This is a genomic window from Abyssibacter profundi (assembly GCF_003151135.1).
Classification (GTDB): Bacteria; Pseudomonadota; Gammaproteobacteria; order Nevskiales; family OUC007; genus Abyssibacter; species Abyssibacter profundi.
Window position 1 is genome coordinate 278,139 of the sequence record NZ_QEQK01000002.1, and the last position, 21,620, is coordinate 299,758.

A 21,620-nucleotide genomic window follows, 5' to 3' on the forward strand; every position below is an offset into this window, starting at 1 on the left:
GGCGGTCGTGCCCGGATTGCCTATGAAGTGCTGTTGTCAGAGGCGAATGACGGATCCAGCGGTCCCAGGCCCAGCGCCTCACCCAGACGGGACAGTAACGCGGACTGCACCCGCAGGGCGATCATCGCATCGGCGAGCAGACGGGATCCTTCGACATTATCGGGGGCGATGAGCTGTGCAAAGCCCTGACCGGCGTCGCCTGCGCGTTGGACCCGCGTCAGGCGGCGTCGTGTTGTCGCCAGGGCGCGATCGATCTGCCCTGCGAGATTGGCATCGGCATGGCGCGCCAGATCAGCCAGCGCAACGGGCGCAGCCTTGCCGTCGATCCGGCCGTAGTAGAACTGCTCGATACCGAGGGCGGTGTTGAGCAGCGACGCATGGGTATTGTTGGAGAACTGGTCCTGCGCCTGCTCTGGCCGTCGACTGTGCAGCGGTGTCTCGATTCGACGGTCTGCCAGGATGTCCGACGAGACCGTCACCAAGCCGATGAGGGCGCGCTGCAGCCCCAACTCTGGGTCGCCGTGGACAAGACGGTAACCGTAGGTACCCGGCTTGTCGGCCCAAACTGCCGCCATGCGTTCGAGTTCCCAGACCAGCAGTTCGGTCATGGCCAGAAGCCACTGCCCCCGCCGGCGACAGTGTCGCGTGGGGGCGGCGCGTGGCCCGCTGGTACAGGTGCTCGAATCCAGGGCGTAATCGGTCCAGGGACGCTGCCCGGCACCCGAGCCATCTCGGTGCTGCCCCCACAAAAGAAACTCGATGGCGTGATAACCCGTGGGAACCTGGGTGGGATCCATGCTCAGCGCCTGGATGTCCAGCAGCAGGCGCCGATCAACGCTGCGGGTATCCAAGGTTCGCCCGGCCACATGCAGACGCTCGGTGGTCACGAGCGTGAACCCGTCCTCGATCTCGCCATCATCCGTGTAGTCAATGAAGCCTGGATCAATCGGCCAGCGATTAACCCGGGGGACCCACTCGTCGACAAACCAATGTCCGAACCGCAAGGCTTCGGTACGGGAGTAAGGTGCGCGGGCGCGGCGCCAGGCGCGACGTGCCTGCGTCATGGCCTCGGCGGAGGGTGACCGGACGAGGGTCTTGACCCGGGTCTGCAGGTCACGCGCGCCGGCCAGCGCGGCCCGATACTCGGCATAAGCCACGCTGCGGTAGCTGTCCAACGCCTTGGCGGGGTCAGGAGGGGGCTGGGTGCCGCAGGCAGTCACCGCGGCGGCAGCCAAGGTTGCCAAGCCCGTCAGGCCTCGCTGCAGGGGAACTGGAGATGGGATGTTGATAAGCGTCAGCCTGGACGAAAGGTCACGGGCACCGGAGCGAGTTCAGACACACGGTCGCATAAGCGAGCCAGCGCCGCGCCGAGTGATGCCGATAGGCGGCGGCATTTTAGCGCGAAGCGAGCGCGGCGGGCAGTTGGCTGCGCAGGGAATGACCGGCGGTCGTGTCCGATGTCAGACCAACTGGGCATTCAGAGTGATGGCGGGTTTCAGCGCCTTGGAGATCGGGCAGCCGGTTTTTGCTGTCTGGGCCGCGTCCAGAAAATCCGCCTCTGATGCGCCGGGTACCGATGCCCGAACATCCAGGTGAATCCGCGTGATGGCAAAGCCCCCCTCGGTTTGGTCAAGCGTGACGGCGGCATCCACATCGATGAAGTCAGGTGACAGGTCGGCCTGACCCAGCATCATGGCCAGGGCCATGGCGTAGCAACTGGCGTGGGCGGCGCCGATCAGTTCTTCGGGGTTGGTGCCTTGTTTGTCTTCGAAGCGGGTGGGAAACGAGTAGGGGGACTCAGCCAGTACCCCGCTCTCCGATGACACATGGCCCTGGCCGGCTTTCAGTGCGCCGGTCCAGCGAGCCTGAGCAGTCCGTTTCATGCAGCCTCCAGATGGATGTGAGGTAGGGCCGCCTTCAGTGCGGCGATCCCAGTTTCTGCGACTGCTGTGGTCGCCACAGGTTCACTGTTTGCGATCGTCTAATGACTGGCCGTGGCGGCCTACGCCGTCTCGAAAGCGACTGGCACCGGCAACGGTTTCGCCGGATGCCAGCGTCTCCAGCCCGAATTCGAACTCCTGGGCCATCGCGGCAGGCTCATCCAGCCCCCATTGCGCTAACAGGCTCTGTCGGTCGTTGCGCAGACAGGTCTGCGGCCGTTCGGTCAGCTCGGCCGCCAGTGCCTGTGCGCTGGCCAAGGCCTGACCCCGCGGGACCAGCCGATTCACCAGGCCGAATTCCAGCGCCTCAATGGCACCGACGGCGCGGCCGGTCAAGACCATATCCATGGCGCGGCTTTGGCCGATCAGCCGCGGTAGACGAACCGTGCCACCGTCAATCAGCGGAACGCCGAAGCGACGGCAGAACACGCCGAACACCGCCGTATCGTCGGCGACACGCAGGTCGCACCACAGCGCCAGCTCCAGCCCGCCCGCCACGGCATGCCCCTCAATGGCGGCGATCACCGGTTTGCTGAGTTGCAGCCGGGATAGTCCCATCGGCGCGTCACCGGAGCGATCGATGCGATTGCTGCGGGCCGGGTCCTGACTGGCCACGGCCTTGAGATCAGCGCCTGCACAAAAGCCGGTCTCCGCCCCGGTGAGCACGGCCGCACGCAGCGAAGCATCCGCCTCGAACGCCCGGAAAACCTCGGCGAGGGCATCGGCGGTGGGTCGATCCACGCAATTGCGTTGCTCGGGGCGATTAATCGTGACGGTGAGCACGGCGCCCTGCCGGCTGCTGATGACCAATGGCTTCATCTGATTACTCCTGGGTGGACACCGGAACATGGCGACTGCAGGCCAATGCCAGTACCTCGCGGTAACCGGGCGGCGCTGCGACATGCTGACGATCTCGCAGCAGGCGGTGCAGGGCGGGCAGCCGGTAGTAGGGAACGGAGGCCATGAAATGGTGCTCCAGGTGGTAATTGACGTGCATGGGGGCGACGGTGCAGCGGGCCAACCATCCCGCCTGCGTGGTCCGGGTATTGCTGCGGATATCGGCACCGGCGGGCAGCATGGCGTGCTCGGCCAATGCACGAATCCGTACGAACACAGGAAATGCGAACAGATAGCCAGCCAGCCAGATACCGTAAAGCGCTCCGTGGCCTAGCTGGATCAGCACACCGGCCAGCACCGCGTTGGTCACCAGCATCCCGCTGCTATTGCGGATCAAGGCGATGGGATACGACCACCAGCGGCGTCCATTGCGGGGCAGGCGCTCGATGTCGTTGGCAACGGTCCAGCGAATAACGCCGGCATCCATCAAGACCAAACCGAACATGACCTTGACCATGGTGTAGCCACTGATGTCCCGCAGCAGCTTGCGGGCGAAGCGGGCGCGGGTCGTGGGGTAGCTCCGATAAAGTGATTCATCGGGGTCACCGGGCTGGCCTGCACGTTTGTGATGTCGATTGTGATGGGCCCGATATCGCCCGACGTGCTGCCAGATCGGGCGGGCACAAAGCCAATCGGCAGCGTGGTCGTTCAGCCACCGTGTTCTGAAGAGCGTACGATGTGCGGCTTCGTGTTCAAGAATCGCCAATGCCAGTTGACGATTGCCCATTGCTACAACGGCCAGCAGCCAGGTGACCGGATGCGGCAGCATTGCGCAGAGTGCGAACAGCGCCGCAATCGACGCCCAGACCGAGACGATTGCCCAGCCGCCGCGAGCATCCGACCGGCGTGTCAGGGCCGCGATTTCGTCGCGGCTTAACCAGTCGGTCGGTCGCAAGGGGCTGTGCGTATCAGCCATGGCCTAACGCCTCTGGCTGGTGGGCCCGTTGCTTCCAGATGGCCTGTCCCAGCCGGTCAAAGCGCAGGGCGACATCGGTGAACTCGGCACGCAGCTGCGTGTTGATGAGCGTGTCCGGCAGCAGGGGGTCGAAGACCAACTGCCGGATGGCCTGATCCCCAAGCTCGAAGGCTTCACGGGCAGCCTGATCAAGCGGTTTGTCCTGCCAGCCGTCCATCCATTGACCCAGGGTTTCGATTTGTTGCCGATAACCCAATTCAAGCTGGCGTCGACGCCAGAGCCCCGGTGCGGCCTGTGTCCGAGTGGCATCCAGCGTGCTGGTGGTGAACACGGCGGCCGCCGGGTCCAGGCCCAGCCGATAAAGCCGGTCGCGGATGCTATCCAGCGAATCGCTGAGATTGTCGGGGCGCAGCGTGAGGCCGGATTCAAGCTCTCGCAGTCCCAACAATTGCAAGGCACGTTCGCGCTGGCGTACGACGGTTCGATCTGAACGCGGCAGGGCGCCGGTATGGACGATGATCCACCCACCGGACCAGGGCCGGACCCTGGCCTCGCCAGAACGCCAGCGGGCGACATCGTCCGCAAGCGTGGTCGCGGCGGGGCCGAGCTGGTACTGCCCACGATCAATGTGTTGGATGAGCCCGGCATTGCGGAGCCGGACCAGTGCCGTTCGGGCGCTGTTATCCGATACACCCATGAGCGTGCAGGCACCGACGAGGGCCTGGGCGGCCATCGGCTGTCCGGTTGTCGCGAGCAGCACCCGAAGAATCACGTCCTTGGGTCGGGGAAGCTGGCGACCGGCAGATCGGTCAGAGGCAGCTGGCTTCATAAATGGTACGAAATGCGAACATTATCGGCGCATTCTGTACCATTTGGGCCGTGCTTAAAAGCGGTGCGTCAGGCGTAACCAGTAGCGCCGGCCCAGCAGGCGGTAGGCAGATTCATCCGTGTTCAGCTCGCCGCCATTGGGAATAAACGGTGGGGCCCGATCGGTGACGTTGTCGACACCGACGACCAGCGACAGGTTGTGCTGGCTGCGGTAACCCAGGTGCACGTCGTGATAAAGCCGCGAGCCCACCGCGTAGCGGGTGCCAGGCGCCAAGTCTCCGCCTTGGTCTTCGATGTCGTCTATCCATTCCAGGGCGTAGCCGGCGAACCACCGCTGCCCGTTCAAGCTGGCCGCGTACGTGCCTTTCCACGCGGGAATCACACCAAAATTATCGGCGTCGTAGCGACCAACTCCTGTCAAGGGTTGGGCACCGTCGAAAGCCTGCACGCTGCGCTCCAGCAACCGGCTGAGCAGCAGGCGGTGGTTGAGTTCCCCGATCGCTGTTGCATGGCGATAGCCGAACTCGATATCGACGCCACGTGCCGTCTCGCGCGCCGCGTTCTGAAGGTTGCGCTGAATTGAGGCGATGCTGCCATCAGAGTTGCGCTGGATCCGGTCACAAAACGTCCGGCGTCCGGTGGCAATGCACTGCGATAAGAGGGTGGAGGCACCCAAGGCAGTGATGCCGTCGTGAATCTCGATATCAAAATAGTCGAGGCTCAAGCGGGCATTCGGAAAAGCCGGCCAGTTGAGAATCAGGCCAGACGTGAAGCTCGTGGCACGCTCCGGTGACAAGCGGGGATTGCCGCCACCGACGGCTGGAACCTCGTTGCCCGTCTGGTTGAAGCTCCCATCGGCGGGCACCCCCTGGGCGACGCAACGGTCCCTCTCGGTCTGGCTAAGCGATGAAAAGTCGGCGCAGGGGTCTTCGACGATCGGGTTGGATTCCGAGGCGCCGCCGAAGAGTTCGCCGACGGTGGGCGCTCGGAACGCCTCGCCATAACCCAGGCGTAGTGTCAGCCAGTCAGATGCTGCATAGCGCAGAGCCGTATCGAAAATCGTCTCGGCGTCGAAATTGGAGTAATCCACCCAGCGCAGACCCAGTTCCAGATCGAGCTGGCGCACGGCGGGGCGATTGGCCAGCAGCGGCAGTGCAAGCTCTGCGAAGAGGGCGCGGCTGTCGAAACCACCTTGCGTGGTTTGTCGTGCGGCGCCTGTCGTGTTCCCGGCGCGGGTCTGGGCATCGGGGACATCTTCGGCGTCGGTGGATCTGACATCGATGCCCACAGCCAAGCCCGCAGAGCCTGCGGGCATAGTCCAGGCATCCCGGTAGGCACTGGCAGATAGCAATGACTCCTCATTGACCTGCCGATCGGTCAGCGCCGACAGTCCCGCCCAGTCCAGCATGTCTGCAGTGATGGAGCCAGGACCACCGAATAGATTGAGGGGCACGCATCCCGGCACAACGTCGTCGGCACTGCCACAACGGGCCACGCCGTTGTCAACGAAGGACGGACCCAGGGCGGCGGCCACGCGATCGCGGCGGAGATCGCCGGTCTGGGTCTGCCGGACGCGATTGCGCCCGTGTTGGACCTGCGTCTGCCAGTGCCAGGGTCCGAGCAGCCCGTCCGCCCCCAGTGCCAGCATCCATAGCTGATTGTCCTGCACGAACCGTCGGGGGCCGGCCTCGACCAGACGTCGACGCGCGTCCGTAATCTCCTCGCCAAAGGGATTGTAGAAATTGTCCTCCGAGACGGTGACACCGGGGAGCCGGTTGGTGAAGAACGGCAGCGGCGCGATTTGGGTGTCGCTGTCTCGCTGTTGGAACAGCAGTTCAGCGGTCAGCGATAGCGACGGGCTGAGGTCGTGGCGCAGCGCGGTAAAAACCGACAGGCGGCGCGAATCCTGGATCAGATCTTCGAACGGGTTGAAGTTGAAGCGATCGGTGTCCGGACCCTCGTTGATGAAGGGTCGAAAGTCCTCAGCACGGTCGCCATCCTCGCCCTCGATCAAGGTGACGTTGCCATCGCTTGTACGGAATCGGCCATGGGGTGGGGCCGAGCTCCCGGTGGGAACAATGACGTTGTCGGGACCGCTAACGGTTAACCACCGTGATGAGAACGACCGGTCCGCGCGTCCAACCGACTGCTGGTCATGCAGGGTGATTCCCGCATTGAGCTGGGTCTGGCCGATGCGCCCGCCGGTGACCGCCGACAGGTCCAGCACGCCACCATCGCCGCGTTCCGTTAAGGCGGACCGGGCGGACATTTCCACGCCGGCGACGTGCTTTCGTGTCAGCACATTGACCACACCGGCGATGGCGTCGGCTCCGTAGGCCACCGAGGCGCTGGAGGTCAGGACTTCAATGCGTTCGATCATGGCCATCGGGAGACTGGCCAGATCGACCACCCCCGACGAGCCGTTGCCGCCGGCGAGCATACGGCGACCGTTCAGCAAAATCAGGGTTCGCTGCGCGCCCAAGCCTCGGAGCTCAACCGATTCGATACCGCGCGATAGCCCGCCGCCACTGCCACGCCGGTTCGTTGAGCCGCTCAGCGGTGAGCCGCTCATCATGGGCAGCGCCTGCAGGAATCGACCGAGCGTGCTGTGCCCGGAGCGGACCAGCTCATCCCGGTCGAATGCGACCACCGGATCCACGGCGGCGTCGCGCTCCAGGTGCGTGCCGGTCACGTCCAGCGTCTGAAGTTCAAGCGGCGTTTCGGTGTCGGCAGCCTGTGCGACCAACGCACAGGCCAACCCCGCCAGCATGCCGGCGGTGTATCTCAAGAACATTCCAATCCCCATGGGTCAGCAGTCAGGGGCGGGCAGCCGCTCCGCACGCTGCTGGTGGCGGCCACTAGGCGCGGCCAGACCCTCTCATTGTGCCGTCCAAGCCGCGGCGCCGCATGTATTGAAGAAAAAATTCGATTCGGTGCATCCGCTGAGTGCGTGGCCACGAACACAGTGGAACAACTCATGACATCGGGGACATTCGCCATGCATTCATTCAACGGTCTCGGCGCCATCGTGGCGGCCGGAGCCCTCTCGACCACCATTGCGGGAGCCGCGTTCGCATCCAGCCATCGCGAGGCCCCGGGTATCACCGAAACACCCAAGGTCGATGGCACGGATTTCTACCTGTTCAACAGCTACGAGCCCGACCGTGTAAATAGTGATGGCTCGTCGGACTTTGTCACGCTAATCGCCAATTATGTGCCCCTGCAGGATGCCTACGGTGGCCCGAACTACTTCTCGCTGGACGATAAGGCCCTTTACGAAATCCATGTCGATAATGACGGGGACAACGTCGAGGATCTGACCTTTCAGTTCCGCTTCACCAATACGTTGAAGGGCGTGTCGTTACCGGTGGGTCCCGACGGCACACTGGTGCCCATCCCGTTGGTACAGGCGGGCGGCATCGGACCCGGCCCGGCGGACACCGGAGCGCTCAACCTCGAAGAAACCTACACGGTCACCGTGGTGCGCGGCGACCGGCGTGACGGGACGGCGACGCTGGCCACCAACGTCAATACCGGTGGAACCACCTTCCGCAAGCCCACCGATTACATCGGCACCAAGACCTTTGCGGATTACCAGGCCTACGCCGATGCCCATATCTGGGAAATCGCCGTGCCCGGCTGCAGTACCAACGGCAAGGTCTTTGTGGGTCAGCGTAAGGAAGGCTTTGTGGTTAACCTGGGTCAGGTCTTTGACCTGGTGAATCTCAATCCGCTGGGCGCACCCGACGCCGTGCCCAACACCATCGGCGACAAGAACGTCACGAGCCTGGCACTGGAACTGCCGGCGAGCTGCCTCACCGCAGGGAGTGATCCGGTGATCGGTGGTTGGACGACGGCGAGCCTGCGACAGGCGCGGGTGGCCAATCCATTCCCGCAATCCAGTACCGAGAACGCGGTCGCGACCGGCTCGGTAGACGAGACGGTTGAAGGAGGGCCTTGGACGCAGGTCTCGCGCTTGGGTTCACCGCTGGTGAACGAGGTGGTGATCGGCATCGATGACAAGAATCGCTTCAATGCCAGTGAACCTCAGAATGATGGCCAGTTTGCCAAGTACGTGCTGACGCCCACACTGCCGGAACTGCTGGAGATTCTGTTTGCCGAGCCGGTGACGGGGAATCCGGATGCCGATCTTGCGCCGAATGCGTTCCCGCGTATTGATCTTGCCGTGGCCTTTCTGACCGGGGTGCCGGGGCTGAATCAGCCGGCGGCCGGTGCTGGTGGCCCCTTGGGCGAAGGCACGGTGCTGTCCGAACAGTTGCGCCTGAATACCTCGATCGCACCCACGCCAGCGACCTCGCAGAATCCGCTTGGGGTCCTGGCGGGTGACAACGCTGGCTTTCCGAACGGGCGCCGCCCCGGTGACGACGTCGTGGATGCCGCCTTACGCGTGGCCATGGGTGCGCTCTGCGAGCTCGATAACGAGCCAGTGTTCGGCTGCGCGCCGGATGACGCTCCAGTTGGCGATGCACCGTTAACCGACCAATCGGCATCCGATGCATCGCAGTTCAGCACGGCCTTTCCCTATCTGCTGACCCCGCTGCCGGGTTCTCGCTAAGGAGGCGACATGAAACAGTTTGTTCTGATCGGGCTGCTAACGGCCGGCGCCACCGCACTTGTTGGCTGCGGCTCCGACAACAGCATTGCGATCAACACCTCACCGCCGGTGGTCGCTGATCCGGATCCATCACCGGATCCGGACCCCGACCCGGGTGCCAATGATCAGCCGCTGGCCGGTGACCAGCAGGTGCTGGATTTAATCGCCAACCAGACCAATGACATGGCTGCGCCCATCGACATCAATGGCCTGGGTCTGGTGTTTAACGAGAATCCAGACGCGAACGTCTACGGGAATTTGGTACCGGATTCCTGACCCGAGGTTGGGTGACCCGCCAGCGGCTGGGAACAAGCCGCTGGTCGCCAACTGACGCCCCACCCCTGGGCGTCATTGAATCCCGCCGCTTGGCCCGGCGGGATTTTTTTGTTTCGGCCCATGGCCGCTTGACGGCGCTGGGGCCGCCCGGAGCATGATGCTGCTATGCCGACTCTTCAGAAGACTGTCATCGCCTGTGCAACTGTAGTGCTGGGCCTGCTTGTGCCGGGCTTCGGTCTCGCAGCGCCTTACACGCCGGCGCAACGCGACGTGGTCGTCGAAACGCTGCCCGCCATTGACCCTGCCGTGAGCGAGCAGGTGCAAACGCTGCATCGTCGTCTGGCCGCAGCACCGCAATCGGTGGCACTGGCCACCGAGCTGGCGCGTCATTACATCGACCTGTCCCGCCAAACCGACGACCCCCGGTATAACGGCTATGCCCAGGCGGCGCTGCGCCCCTGGTGGGAACAGCCGCAGCCACCCACCGAGGTGCTCATGTTGCGCGCCCATCTCCTGCAAAACCGCCATGCCTTCGACCAGGCGCGTTCCGATTTGCAGCAGGTGCTCGAACGCGACCCGCGTCGCGCCCAGGCCTGGTTGGAACTCGCCGCAATCGAGCGGGTGACCGGATCACTGGAGAATGCGCATAAGGCCTGTGCAGCCTTGCTCACCCTGGCAAGCGCGCTGATCAGCGGGACCTGTCTGGCCGACATTGCATCGCTCACCGGCAAGGGGCAGGGCGCCTACGCCACGCTGGATCGGCTGTTACAAACCGCATCCGCCGATGCTGCGCCCGGCCTCCGTCGCTGGGCGCTAACCATTCAGGGGGAAATCGCCTGGCGACTCGGGCAGCCGGCTTTGGCACTGCAAGCCCTGGAGGCAGCCCTTGAGCTGGCCGAAGAAGAGGGCGTGTTCGACGGTTATCTGCTTGGCCTGTGGTCGGATTTCATGCTGGCACGCGGGCAGGCGCGGCCGGTTCGCAAACGCCTGGCTCCGTATGCACACAGTGATGCCTTGCTGCTGCGCTACGTGATCGCCAGCAAGCGTTTGATGGCGGACGACGCCATTGCAATGGCCGATGTGCTCCGGCGTCGCTTTGAGGCCAGCCAACGGCGCGGCGACACCGTGCACCAACGCGAACAGGCGCGCTTTGCCCTGGATGTCGACGAGCAGCCGGCCGAGGCCCTTTGGCTCGCCCAACACAACTGGGCCGTGCAAAAGGAACCCGCCGACCTGCTGCTGCTCCTGCGTGCAGCCCTGGCGTTCAACCCGGCCGCCGCCGCGCCAGCACGTGCGTATCTGGCCTCGACCGGACTGGAAGATGTTCGCGCAGAGGTGTTAATCGAGCGACTCGATCAGCTGGACGCCGCCGCCTGATGGCCGTTCGGTCGAGGTGGCGCCCTGCGCGCGGCTGGTGGCTGCACTGGATATGGCTGGTGGTGGCCGGCACGGCCCAGGCCCACAAGCCCAGCGACAGTTATCTGCAGTTCGATGTGGCCGGACAAACCATCGAGGGTCGATGGGATATTGCGATACGCGATCTCGAATGGCAGCTGGGGCTGGACCAGGATGCGGACCGCCGTGTCACCTGGGGTGAGATCCAGGACCGTGAGCCGGCCATTGCCGGATACGCGCTCGCGCATCTCCAGGCCCGCATGGACGGACAGGTCTGCGACCTCAGCGCGGGCAGCCTCCAAATCGAAACCCATACCGATGGTGCCTATGTCTCGTTGCCGCTGAGCGGACGGTGCCCCAGGTTTGGCACGCAGGTTCAGTTGCAGTACGACCTGATGTTCGACCGGGATGCCCAGCATCGAGGCTTGCTACGAATCGCACACCGGGGGCAGGTCGAAACGGCTGTGTTCACGCCGACCCGTCGCAGGCAGGTCTTCGACTTGCGCGAAACCCGCGCCACGCGGGTGGCCTGGCAGTATTTTCATGAAGGCCTCTGGCACGTCTGGATTGGGCTGGATCACCTGCTGTTTCTGGCCGGGCTGCTCCTGCCGACGGTGTTGCGGCGTCAGCCGGGCGGCTTCCAGGTCGCCGAAAGCCCCGGTGAGACTCTGCGAGACGTGCTGTTTGTCGTGACCAGCTTCACGATGGCGCATTTCGTGGCCTTGTCGCTGGCCACGCTGGGTTGGCTAACACTGCCGAGTCGCTGGGTGGAGTCTGCCGTGGCGCTGACCATTGTCTTCGCCGCAATGAACAATCTGGTGCCGGTGGTGACGCGACGACTCTGGTTGGTGGCGTTCGGCTTCGGGCTGATACACGGGGCCGGGTATGCGAGCGTGCTCAGCGATTTGGGGCTACCGCCCATCACGTTGGCGTTGGCCCTGTTGGCCTTTAATGCCGGTGTTGAGGGGGCCCAGATTGCTGTGGCGGCCGTCACCTTACCGGTTGCGTTCTGGCTTCGGCGATATCGCTGGATGCAGTGGTGCGTACTGGTCCCAGGCGCGCTACTGGTCGCGTGGCTGGGTGTGCTGTGGTTTCTTGAGCGGGCGCTGAATCAGACGGTGCTGACATGATGAAAGATGCTAGGAATGCTGTGCGCTTGCTGGCGCTGACGATGCTCTGGGGCATCGCCCTCTCGGCGCAGGGGCACGGTGCGCATAGCAAGCCCTACGGGGGGGAGGTTCGTGCGTATCAGTTCGAGTATGCGCTGGGTGAACCCCTGCGACGTGCCGAGGTATCGGTCTACCCGCCCGATTCGGAGCAACGGTATTTGCAGGGCTGGACCGATCAACAGGGCGTGTTTGCCTTCGCTCCGGCGCGACCCGGCGCCTGGCGGCTGGAGATTCGCGACGGCAAGGGGCACGCCATCCAGCGTTATGTACGGGTCGGCCCGACGACCGCAACATCGGCGGCTCCCAACCATGATCCAGCGCCGGCGCTGGCCCGTCATGGAATGGTGCTGATACTGGCCTTGAGCCTGCTGCTCAATGCCTGGCTGGGCCTGATGCTGCTACAGCAACGACAAATCAATCAGCGCCAGACCACGGACTCCCCCGAAGACGCTTGACCTCAACATTACTTGATGTCTGAGACTGGCCGGGCTGTCGTGGTGACAGCGACCAGCCGGCGGCAGGCCGGCCCGTCAGGAGTCTCGACATGACCCGAATAGAGCACGCCAATATCACCGTACCCGACCTGGAAGCCGCCACCGCGTTTCTGGCTGTGGTCGCGCCAGATTTTGTTGTACGACACGAAGACCGATCGTCGCAGGGCTATCGCTGGCGCCATGTCGGCAATGCCCAGTGCTATTTCGCATTACAGGAGCCGCAGCCTGGGTCCGAGGCCGCCCCGGCGCTGGGCCGGTATGCGGGTGTCGGGGTCAACCATTTCGGCTTGGAAGTCAGCGGGTTGGAGGCCATGATGCGGCGTCTGGATGCTGAGGGCTACGCACGCAGCTACCCCGTTCAGCGGGAGCCGGGGCGTCTACGCGCCTACTTTTATGACCGGGCTGGGTTTGAGTGGGAGCTCATTGAGTACAGCACCGACGATCCCGCACAGCGTTATCGCTATGACAGCTAAATCTATCCACACAGGCGGGGCACACCCGACAAGCACCCCGTCAGGCAGGCACGCTCCGAGGAGCTGTAGAGCGGGTGAGCGTCACGCAGCCTGCCGGCAGTGACGTTGGCGCGCGCCTGTCTGATGCCCGATGTGTCGAAGCAGGTCCAACAGATCCCTTGCCAGTCGCAGCTGCAGGTCATGGGGGTGAATCCCCACCCGCAGGGGCTGCTTCAACCGCTGCGCCAGGGCGATTTGACCGCGATTCCAAACCGTCAAGGCCACGGACCGCGCCCGCGTGTCGGCCTCATAGCCGACTAGCGGCACCCGGGTGAGCGAACCGCTGCGGGTATCGACGAAGCCCTGGGTGACCTCAATAGATTGATAGGGCAGGCGTGCCAGATCGGCCCGCCTCAGGTCGCCCAGGGCCCAGGCCGGCGGAACGTACAAAGCGGGGCGTGGCAGGTCGACCTGCGCGAACCAGTGAGCGGCCCGTCGCATCAGCGCCATGATCTGCTGCCGGCTCAATGCCAGATGTTCGGCGGCGTCCCGGGAGATCAACGCCGAATGGAGTCGATGTCGCACCCCGGCGATACGCCGCGCGCGGTGTTGCCAGCCATGTGCAGCCAGTGCATGGCCAGACGCCGCCCATGCGCGTAGCTGTTCCAGCTGATCGGGCTGCCAATCCAGACCGGGCACGACCAGCAGGCTGGGTGGTGCGAGACCGAAGCGCCGACACGCAGCGAGGATCTGAGCAACCTGGGGCAGCGTATCGGGCATGACATCGTGAATGGAGACCAGCGCCTGCAACTGTCCGGCATCGTGCCTCATCGGGGGGCTTGCGCTGCCCGGCGGATCAGCTCGCACCAAGTCTCGATAGTCGCGGTGTTAAGCCGCTCGGCAGCTGCTCTCGCACGATCCGACCGGCGTTGTCGCGCGGTCAGCGCCTGGCTGGCCAGTTCGGCGATCTTATCTGCGATGGCTTCGCCCTCCTGGAGGGTGATCAGACCGTCGCGCAATTCGAGCCACTCATGAATACCCGCGCCGGCGGCAACCAATGCAGGGCGACCCCGTGCCATCGCTTCCAGTGCGATGGAGCCAAAGGTCTCCAGGCGGGAGGGCAGCAGCAGCAGGTCCGAGGCATCCAGCTGTTCGCGCAGCGCTGTTCGGTCCAGCCAGCCATGGAAGTGGACATTCGGAAGGTCTGCGGCCTGCCGCTGGAGTTTGCGCCGCAGCGGGCCGTCGCCGGCAATCGCAAAACGGACATTCGGACAGGCCTTGGCGGCGTCGAGTACAGCACCCAGATTCTTCTCGGGCGCCAGCCGGCCTGCGAACAGGACCTGTTCCAGCTCCGGACGCAGCGGCCGAACAGGGCTGCGCATGAAATCCAGGGGCAGGGGCGTGCCGACAACCGACGCCTGGTCCGCGCCCAAGCCGCGTACCGTTGCCATCAGCTGCCGATTGTTGACCACGGTGGCATGGGCGCTGCGGCAAAGCTGCTGGTTGGCCAAGGTCAGGTAGCGATTAGCGATGTGGCGGGAGACCGGATTCCAATACAGGCGAGAGAGCTCTTCAAACTGGGTATGAAAGCCGACGAGCTGACCGCAGCCATGCCGCCGCGCCAGTGCATGCCCGAGCAGGCCGAAGGGGCCTGGTGTGATCGAAACCACCACGTCAGGTCGAAAATCTCGGAATAAGCGCCACAGCTTGGGAACGTTCGGCGTGAGCAAACGCTGCGTGGGATCACCCGGCATGGGGACGGACAACCGTCTGGCGCGTGGCCGGTCGCTCGGCTGGAACATCTGCACACCGGCAGTCACCGTCTCCAGCTGGGGTAGCAGGTCGTGATAGTAGGTCCCCGCGCCATTGCGTTCGGCCACGGAGTCGGAGAAAAACGCGACGCGCAATCGGCGGGCAGGCTGAGCGCTTGATTCCGCCAGCCCGAGTGGTGACACGGCATTCATCAAGAGGCCTCCTGAAGGGTATCGATGCGATGCGCACAGATGGCGTGGTAGTCAGGTTCCAGTTCGCGGCGCAGCGTCTGGCTGCAGAGGCCGAACTGCTCGATCCGGTGCCGATGCGCGCTTTGGAAGCCGCCGGCCTGCCGATCAGCGCGGGCCAGCGCATGACCAAGCTCTGGGGAGACGCGCTCGTTCAGCGCGGTCAGCGCGTCGTGCAGCGTCTTGCCGGGCCGTTGTTTGAGCGCTTCCATTTGCACGACCGCGAAGCGCTGCGGGCTCGCGTCGATTGCGCGCCGCAGACTGCGTAACGACGCTGCGTAAATATGGCGGAAGCGGTCTGGGAAGGTCCGTCCCTCCGGGTCGGTTCCGAAGAGTTCACGCGCCGCAGCAATGGAAGACAGCTGCGAGCTCAGTGCCTCCACGGGATCGCGCATACAGACGATGAATCGGGCATCGGGATACCGCTGCGCCAGCGCGGGGGTCCAGGTCGAAAACGCGGCGTTCTTGGACAGCAACCGGGGGGCGTGGCCCGTATCCGTGCGATGGGCGTACAGGTGGCGTTGCAGCAGTCCGTGGTAGGCCGCTAGCAGAACCGCCTGGTTGGTCGGCGACACCGCCTCATCCAGGTCGGCCAGCGCCCACAAACTCTCAGCGCCAGGGAAGCCCAGCGCCGGGAGAAAGCAACCGGCCATTGGGAGCAGGGCCAGGTAGTCCTCTTCCGCATCGTCCGGGGCGATCGGGTGGATGTCATCCAGCTGTGCCGACAATCGCGCCAGCATGTGGTTCAGGCCACGTAGCGTCGGGGCGCCCAGGCTTTGATCGACTGCTGCCAGCGCCTGTGCAACCCGGCGCTCCGTGACGGACGGTGCCAGCAGGGCCTCCCAGGCCGTCAGGCTGGTGAATCCAGGGTCGGCGGCCAGCGTTCGGTGAACAAAGGTGGTGCCGCTGCGAGGGATTCCCACAACAAACAATGGCGCATCGACCGCCACACTGCGGTAGTCCGAATGCGTCAGCTCATCCAGGGCAAAACCGACCCAGTGCACAGCCTGTGCGGCAGCATAGGGTGCAGCCAGCGCCCCCAGGCGGAGCAACCGCCCCGGTTGTCGGGGCGCATCCGCTTGGTCGGTCCACGCAGAGCGCAGCATTTGTCCATGGACGCGCAGACTGCGGCGCAGGGCAGAACTCATCACGATAGGGCGGCATCATGGGCCGAGTGAGCCGCCAAGGCTGCCGATGGTCTGTGACAGCCATGTTGCATCCTGCCCCGGTAATGACCGGGGTATCGGGCAGCTGGCTGCTGTGGTCTAGTCCGGGTCTGCCGTGAAATGGTCGATCAGTAACTCCGCGATGGCTTCGGGTTGTTCGATCGGCATCCAGTGTCCCCCCGGGCGTTCGACGTAGCGCCAGCGGCCGCGCACATGGTGCTTCGATTGCTCCATTTGTCGTCGGGTCAGGAAGGCATCGGCGCGGCTGTAAATTCCCAGCGTATCGGCCTGGACCGCAGGTAACCCGCCGCGTAGCAACGCCAGGGCATTGGCCCGATAAACATTGAGGGCAGCGCGTAGCCGACCCGGCCGCTGCATCTGCGCACGCACCGAGTCGGCGTCGGGGTGGGCTGTCATTCCTCCGCGCAACAATCGCCAGTCACCCAGCGGCAGCAGTCGCTCTGCCAGACCGGGCACCTGAAACATCAGGGCATACCACGCGCGTAGGCTTTGCTCGATGCCCGCGCGGGCGTAGGCATTCGGGTGACCGACCGACAGCACCGCCAAACGTTTCACACGTTCGGGATGCTTCGCCGCCAACGCCCAGGCGAAAATGGCGCCCCAGTCATGACCGGCCACATCGGCGGTCGCCGCACCCAGATGATCGATTAGCCCGACCAGGTCATCAACAACAGCGTCGAGCCGGGAATCTGCGACGCGCCGGGTCAGTGCAGAGGCACCATAGCCTCGAATGTCCGGCGCTACGGCACGAAACCCTCTGGCGTGCAGCGCTTCGAGCTGCGGAGTCCACATGCTGGACTCGTCCGGGAAGCCGTGGAGCAACAGCACAACTGGACGCTGCGATGCATCAGGTGCCGTGTCCAGGTAGGCGATGTCCAGTCCGTTGGGTCGACAGCTTGCTCGCTGCATATTCGGCTCCTTGCCTTCAGTGGTGTCTGTACGGTCTGAAACGTCGGGGGCGATGCGTTAGGCTATAGATCAACGCAGACGATGAATCGACGCGTCTGCACCTTACGCCAAGTGCGGGAGTCAGCGGGATTCGGCTCCCCTTGCGCGGGTCCGGCCAGTGAGCCGGCCACCTGGGCACTGCCTGACGGCAGTCCATCAAGACGCTGCGGCGAGCGCAGCGGTTGTGCATGACCCGGAACATCCTTCGTCAGACGCACGGGTCATGGCATTGAATTCATAGCGACTGACCAATGAACTGCCAAGGAGAGCACGGATGGCTGACGCAAAAGCGACGGCTGCTCAATTGACGGAGCAGGACTACGGGGACGACCCACTCAAGGTCCGGACCACGGACACCTACCAGAACGAGTACGTCCAGAGCTTCGTCGAGAAGTGGGACGAGTTGATCGACTGGGATGCACGGGCAGAGAGTGAGGGGGATTTCTTCATCGAAGCCCTGCGTGCACGGGGCGCCAAGAAGGTGCTTGACGTGGCGACCGGCACGGGCTTCCACTCGGTCCGCCTACGCGAGGCGGGTTTCGAAGTGGTCTCCGCTGACGGCAGCGCTGAAATGCTGGCCATGGCATTCGAGAACGGGCGCAAGCGCGGTCATGTGCTGCGCACAGTTCTGGCCGACTGGCGCTGGTTGAACCGCGACGTGCATGGCAAATACGACGCCGTTATCTGCCTCGGCAATTCCTTCACCCACCTGCATTCAGACCGGGACCGGCGCAAGGCCCTTGCCGAGTTTTATGCGGCGCTGCGCCATGACGGCGTGCTCATCCTCGATCAACGCAACTACGACATGATCCTGGATGACGGCTTCAAGTCGAAGCACCAGTTCTATTACTGCGGTGACAACGTCAAGGCAGAGCCCGAGTACTGCGATGATGGTCTCGCACGGTTTTGCTACAGCTTCCCCGACGGCTCTCAGTACCACTTGAACATGTTTCCGCTGCGCAAGGAGTACGTCACCCGTTTGATGGGCGAGGTCGGATTCCAGAACGTGACCACCATGGCCGATTTTCAAGAGACCTATCGCCAGGACGACCCTGACTTCTTCATCCATATTGCAGAAAAACTGCACCCCGATGAGCGATAAGCCGAGCATGAGCGATCAGGACCAAGTCGTCGTCGACACCACACGCGACTATTACGACAGTAGCGACGCCGACAATTTCTATTTTCATGTCTGGGGCGGAGAAGATATCCATGTGGGTATTTACACCCGGACGGATGAGCCCATTCGCGATGCCAGTCATCGGACGGTTGAACGCATGCTGGACGCCTTGTCACTGGAGGCAGGCAGTCGTGTGTTGGATATTGGCTCCGGTTATGGCGGCTCCGCTCGTGTCATCGCCCGTCGTTATGGCTGCCATGTCACGGCGCTGAATCTCAGCCCGGTGCAGAACGCACGGGCGCGCGAGATGAATCAAGCCCAGGGCCTGGCAGACCGCATCGACGTCATCGATGGCAGTTTTGAGGACTTGCCCTTAGCGGATAACAGCTACGATGTGGTCTGGTGTCAGGACTCGATCCTGCATAGTGCGCGGCGGCGTCGGGTGTTCAGCGAAGTCGATCGTGTGCTGCGGCCTGGTGGCTCGTTCATCTTTACTGACCCCATGCAGCAGGATGACGTCGACCCCGAACTGCTGGCACCTGTTCTGGCGCGAATCCACCTGCCATCCATGGGTTCGGTGAGCAAGTACGCTGCCTATGCCGCAGAACTGGGCTGGGACACGGTGGGCATCGAGCGGATGCCGGATGCCATCGTCAAGCACTACGGGCGGGTGCTCGCTGAGCTGACTTCCCGGAGGGACGCTTTGGCCGAGCTCGTCAGCGCCGATTACATTGACCGGATGACCACGGGGCTGACTCACTGGGTGGCTGCCGGTGAACAGGGGGCGCTGGACTGGGGCATTCTGCACTTTCGCAAGCCCGAGTAAATCGTCCGATTTTCTCGGGGGGCGCTCAGCCACCCGCTGGCCGGCGGTCGTTGCCGTACGTGTTTGGGTTGGCAATTCGCCGGTCTGGCGCTGCGCGGCCACGCGTTCGGGTGGCGGCCAAGTCAACGGCATCGCAATTGGCAGTGCGGGCGGTTAGCATGCCGCTCCTGCCATTCACGCGAATACGCTTGCTAGGTGCCGTCTCAGTGCGAGCGGGCCCCGGGGGGACTGCAACTCAATGTTCAAGGCCTTACTTGCCTGGCTGGTCCAGGCGTTCATCCGTCTACTCAACGCGACTTACCGCTACCGCTTTGATGGACAGCCCAAGCGCCGTGATCCGCAAGGTGCGGACCCGTACTTGCTGGCGATCTGGCACCAGAATCTATTCGCCGGCATTCTCGCGCAAACCGGTCGGCGGCATGTCGTCATCGTGTCGCGCTCTGGAGACGGCGATCCGGTCACGATGCTGTGCGAACGGCTGGGTCATCACGTCGCACGCGGAAGCTCGGCTTCGCGTGGTCGGGATAAGGGTGGGCGCGAAGCCAAGGAAGACATGATCCGTCAGTTGGAGGCGGGCCTGCCGGGCGCGTTGACCGTAGACGGCCCGCGTGGGCCCGCGCATGTCGTCAAGCCGGGCATCGTCGAAATGGCACGTCGCACCGGCCTGCCGATTGTTCCCTATCTGCCCCTGCCGCAGCGCTACTGGTCGATGAAGAGCTGGGATCGCTTTCGCCTGCCCAAGCCGTTCACGCGTATCGACGTGTACTACGGAGAGCCGATCCCGGTGCCGTCCGAATTGACCGGCGCACAGTTCGAGCACTACCAGCGCATCGTCGCCGAGGCCATCGACGCACTGGAAGCGCGGCATGACCCGCATTTCGTCCCGCGCGATCACTTGGAGCGGCCCAAGACAGGGCGCTAGCCAGCTCAGCGGCGGGCCTGCCCGTGGCTTAGAGGGCGATTAAAGGTCGGGCAATTATCGGCAGCGTCGATTAAACTCCCGTACTTTCCTCACGGGCGGATGGCCGCGATGAATCTGCGTGATCTGCAATATGTGGTGTCGGTGGCCGAGATGCGCAGTTTTTCTCGGGCAGCCCAGGCATGTCACGTCAGCCAGTCGACACTTAGCGGACAGATCAAGAAACTTGAATACTGGTTGGGCGTCCAGATTTTCGAGCGCACGAACAAGCGGGTGATGCCCACGGAGGTCGGGGAGGGGATCATCCGCTCGGCCAGTCGTGTCATCCGCGAGATCGACAGTATTCGGGAGGCGGCCGAGCACGCCAAGGATCCGTTCACCGGCAAGTTTCGACTGGGCGCGTTCCCGACACTGGCCACGTATGTGTTCTGTGATCTGGTGAACGAAATCACGTCGGCCTATCCACGTTTACGACTGGTCCTCAGCGAGGACAAGACCGCAACACTGGTTCAGCAACTCAAGGACGGCGACCTGGACGCCGCATTGCTGGCATTGCCGGTCAACGAGGACTCCTTGGTGTGCACCCCCCTATTCGAAGAGCCGTTTTTTCTAGCGGTCCCGGAATCGCACCCGCTGGCGAGCCTTTCCCATGTCGACGCCAACGTGTTGGCACGATATCGGCTTCTGTTGCTCGAAGAGGGACATTGTCTGCGAGACCATGCGCTGGACGTTTGTCAGCAGCACAATCTGGGAGAAGAGCAGGACTTCCGGGCAACCGGACTGGAAACCCTGCGTCAGATGGTTCGGGCGGGGACAGGGATCACCCTGTTTCCCCAAATGGCGATACGCCAGGACGATGAGGGCATTCGCTATGTGCCATTCGCCGAACCCACACCATGCCGATCCATTGGCCTGTTTTACCGCAAGACCAGCGCTGCGAGGCCGATCATCCAAAGCATGGATTCATTATTCTGTCATCTTTATCGCGCTTAATACCCGGTTGGCGCTAAAACGCACAACGGAAACAATAAGAATATGGGTCACCTAAACGAGGCTGTCGCGCAATTGGGGGCATTGGCCGAGCCCACACGCTTGGGGATATACCGCAAATTGGTTCGTCATGCGCCCGACGGGCTTTGTGTTGGCGATCTGCTGCCGGATGCCGGTTTGAGTCAACCCACGTTGTCTTTCCATCTCAAAACCCTGGCGACCGCGCAGCTGGTTACCCGCCGCAAACAGGGCCGCAATGTCTATTACGCGCCGAATTTCGCCGCCATGCATGCGCTGATGGAGTTCCTGATGGAGAACTGCTGCGAAGGCGAGCAGTGCCTGGATCAGCTGCGTGCCTTGACCTGTTGCCCGACCATCGAGCGGCGCATCGAAGCCTAGGGAATCAATCGCTGTTTCCCTAGGGAAGCACTGATCTATTCGCGCCGCCAAGACGGAGCCGGTTTTCGCGCGAGCCCAGGCGGAGTGAGTGCCGCTTGGTTATTCCAAGTCAGCGAACGACAACGCAGGATCGCGGGAAAACCGGCCCGTTCCGTCTGGATTGCGCCTGCAAACAGGCCAGACTGCGTTGCTCGTCGCTCATTTGGAATGACCAAACTTCGCTCCTCGCGCCTTGCCTGGCCTGTTTGC

21 protein-coding genes are annotated in these 21,620 nt (G+C 63.5%); 11 read left to right on the forward strand and 10 right to left on the reverse strand.

Going from position 1 to position 21,620, the window contains the following annotated elements; genetic code table 11:
• Positions 1-20: 20 nt before the first annotated feature.
• The 6 genes from DEH80_RS03070 to DEH80_RS03095 all read right to left on the reverse strand — a co-directional run bounded on the left by DEH80_RS03070 (position 21) and on the right by DEH80_RS03095 (position 7,375).
• Positions 21-1,244, reverse strand: a complete 1,224-nt coding sequence (locus DEH80_RS03070) for an imelysin family protein (protein WP_165831261.1) — start codon at positions 1,242-1,244, stop codon at positions 21-23.
• A 216-nt stretch (positions 1,245-1,460) separates the two neighbouring features.
• On the reverse strand, positions 1,461-1,883 hold the full coding sequence (locus DEH80_RS03075; protein WP_109718989.1) for an OsmC family protein: 423 nt from the start codon (positions 1,881-1,883) through the stop codon (positions 1,461-1,463).
• Positions 1,884-1,964: 81 nt separating this feature from the next.
• Positions 1,965-2,759, reverse strand: a complete 795-nt coding sequence (locus tag DEH80_RS03080) for a crotonase/enoyl-CoA hydratase family protein (protein ID WP_109718990.1) — start codon at positions 2,757-2,759, stop codon at positions 1,965-1,967.
• 4 nt (positions 2,760-2,763) lie between these two features.
• Entirely contained in the window at positions 2,764-3,753 is a 990-nt protein-coding gene (locus tag DEH80_RS03085; protein WP_109718991.1) for a fatty acid desaturase family protein, read from the reverse strand.
• The gene (locus DEH80_RS03090) at positions 3,746-4,582 is read right to left on the reverse strand and encodes a PaaX family transcriptional regulator C-terminal domain-containing protein (RefSeq protein ID WP_109718992.1); all 837 of its coding nucleotides are present in this window, start codon (positions 4,580-4,582) and stop codon (positions 3,746-3,748) included. The genes DEH80_RS03085 and DEH80_RS03090 overlap by 8 nt, the downstream gene beginning before the upstream one ends.
• A gap of 54 nt (positions 4,583-4,636) precedes the next feature.
• Entirely contained in the window at positions 4,637-7,375 is a 2,739-nt protein-coding gene (locus DEH80_RS03095) for a TonB-dependent receptor plug domain-containing protein (RefSeq protein WP_165831262.1), read from the reverse strand.
• A gap of 183 nt (positions 7,376-7,558) precedes the next feature.
• Between DEH80_RS03095 and DEH80_RS03100 the strand changes: the two genes are divergently transcribed.
• From DEH80_RS03100 to DEH80_RS03125, 6 genes are all read left to right on the forward strand, one after another.
• Positions 7,559-9,157, forward strand: coding sequence for a DUF4331 domain-containing protein (locus DEH80_RS03100; RefSeq protein WP_207774427.1), 1,599 nt, complete (start codon positions 7,559-7,561; stop codon positions 9,155-9,157).
• Positions 9,158-9,166: 9 nt separating this feature from the next.
• The gene (locus tag DEH80_RS03105; RefSeq protein ID WP_109718994.1) at positions 9,167-9,472 is read left to right on the forward strand and encodes a hypothetical protein; all 306 of its coding nucleotides are present in this window, start codon (positions 9,167-9,169) and stop codon (positions 9,470-9,472) included.
• A 165-nt stretch (positions 9,473-9,637) separates the two neighbouring features.
• Positions 9,638-10,849, forward strand: a complete 1,212-nt coding sequence (locus DEH80_RS03110) for a tetratricopeptide repeat protein (RefSeq protein ID WP_133249093.1) — start codon at positions 9,638-9,640, stop codon at positions 10,847-10,849.
• A gap of 59 nt (positions 10,850-10,908) precedes the next feature.
• Entirely contained in the window at positions 10,909-11,997 is a 1,089-nt protein-coding gene (locus DEH80_RS03115) for a HupE/UreJ family protein (protein ID WP_207774429.1), read from the forward strand.
• Complete coding sequence (locus tag DEH80_RS03120; protein WP_133249094.1) at positions 11,994-12,491, forward strand: hypothetical protein; 498 nt, start codon at positions 11,994-11,996, stop codon at positions 12,489-12,491. Before DEH80_RS03115 ends, DEH80_RS03120 begins: the two co-directional genes overlap by 4 nt.
• Positions 12,492-12,580: 89 nt before the next feature.
• Positions 12,581-13,003, forward strand: a complete 423-nt coding sequence (locus tag DEH80_RS03125) for a VOC family protein (protein ID WP_109718998.1) — start codon at positions 12,581-12,583, stop codon at positions 13,001-13,003.
• 81 nt (positions 13,004-13,084) lie between these two features.
• Here the strand turns inward: DEH80_RS03125 and DEH80_RS03130 are convergent, their stop codons facing one another.
• The 4 genes from DEH80_RS03130 to DEH80_RS03145 all read right to left on the reverse strand — a co-directional run bounded on the left by DEH80_RS03130 (position 13,085) and on the right by DEH80_RS03145 (position 17,078).
• Positions 13,085-13,813 (reverse strand): polysaccharide deacetylase family protein, encoded by a 729-nt coding sequence (locus DEH80_RS03130; protein WP_109718999.1) that lies wholly within the window; start codon positions 13,811-13,813, stop codon positions 13,085-13,087.
• Positions 13,810-14,946 (reverse strand): glycosyltransferase, encoded by a 1,137-nt coding sequence (locus DEH80_RS03135; RefSeq protein ID WP_109719000.1) that lies wholly within the window; start codon positions 14,944-14,946, stop codon positions 13,810-13,812. Before DEH80_RS03135 ends, DEH80_RS03130 begins: the two co-directional genes overlap by 4 nt.
• A complete protein-coding gene (locus tag DEH80_RS03140; protein ID WP_109719001.1) occupies positions 14,946-16,130 on the reverse strand; it encodes a sulfotransferase in 1,185 nt (394 codons plus the stop codon). The genes DEH80_RS03135 and DEH80_RS03140 overlap by 1 nt, the downstream gene beginning before the upstream one ends.
• 117 nt (positions 16,131-16,247) lie before the next feature.
• Positions 16,248-17,078, reverse strand: a complete 831-nt coding sequence (locus DEH80_RS03145; protein WP_109719002.1) for an alpha/beta fold hydrolase — start codon at positions 17,076-17,078, stop codon at positions 16,248-16,250.
• A gap of 313 nt (positions 17,079-17,391) precedes the next feature.
• On the opposite strand from DEH80_RS03145, the gene DEH80_RS03150 reads away from it, so the two are divergent.
• The 5 genes from DEH80_RS03150 to DEH80_RS03170 all read left to right on the forward strand — a co-directional run bounded on the left by DEH80_RS03150 (position 17,392) and on the right by DEH80_RS03170 (position 21,371).
• The gene (locus DEH80_RS03150) at positions 17,392-18,219 is read left to right on the forward strand and encodes a glycine/sarcosine N-methyltransferase (RefSeq protein WP_109719003.1); all 828 of its coding nucleotides are present in this window, start codon (positions 17,392-17,394) and stop codon (positions 18,217-18,219) included.
• 7 nt (positions 18,220-18,226) lie between these two features.
• Positions 18,227-19,063: an SAM-dependent methyltransferase gene (locus DEH80_RS03155; RefSeq protein WP_109719034.1), complete on the forward strand. Its 837-nt coding sequence runs from the start codon at positions 18,227-18,229 to the stop codon at positions 19,061-19,063.
• Between the two features lie 238 nt (positions 19,064-19,301).
• Entirely contained in the window at positions 19,302-19,985 is a 684-nt protein-coding gene (locus DEH80_RS03160) for a lysophospholipid acyltransferase family protein (protein WP_109719004.1), read from the forward strand.
• Between the two features lie 108 nt (positions 19,986-20,093).
• A complete protein-coding gene (locus DEH80_RS03165) occupies positions 20,094-20,975 on the forward strand; it encodes a LysR substrate-binding domain-containing protein (RefSeq protein ID WP_109719035.1) in 882 nt (293 codons plus the stop codon).
• A gap of 42 nt (positions 20,976-21,017) precedes the next feature.
• Positions 21,018-21,371: an ArsR/SmtB family transcription factor gene (locus DEH80_RS03170; RefSeq protein WP_109719005.1), complete on the forward strand. Its 354-nt coding sequence runs from the start codon at positions 21,018-21,020 to the stop codon at positions 21,369-21,371.
• The last annotated feature ends 249 nt before the right edge of the window (positions 21,372-21,620 follow it).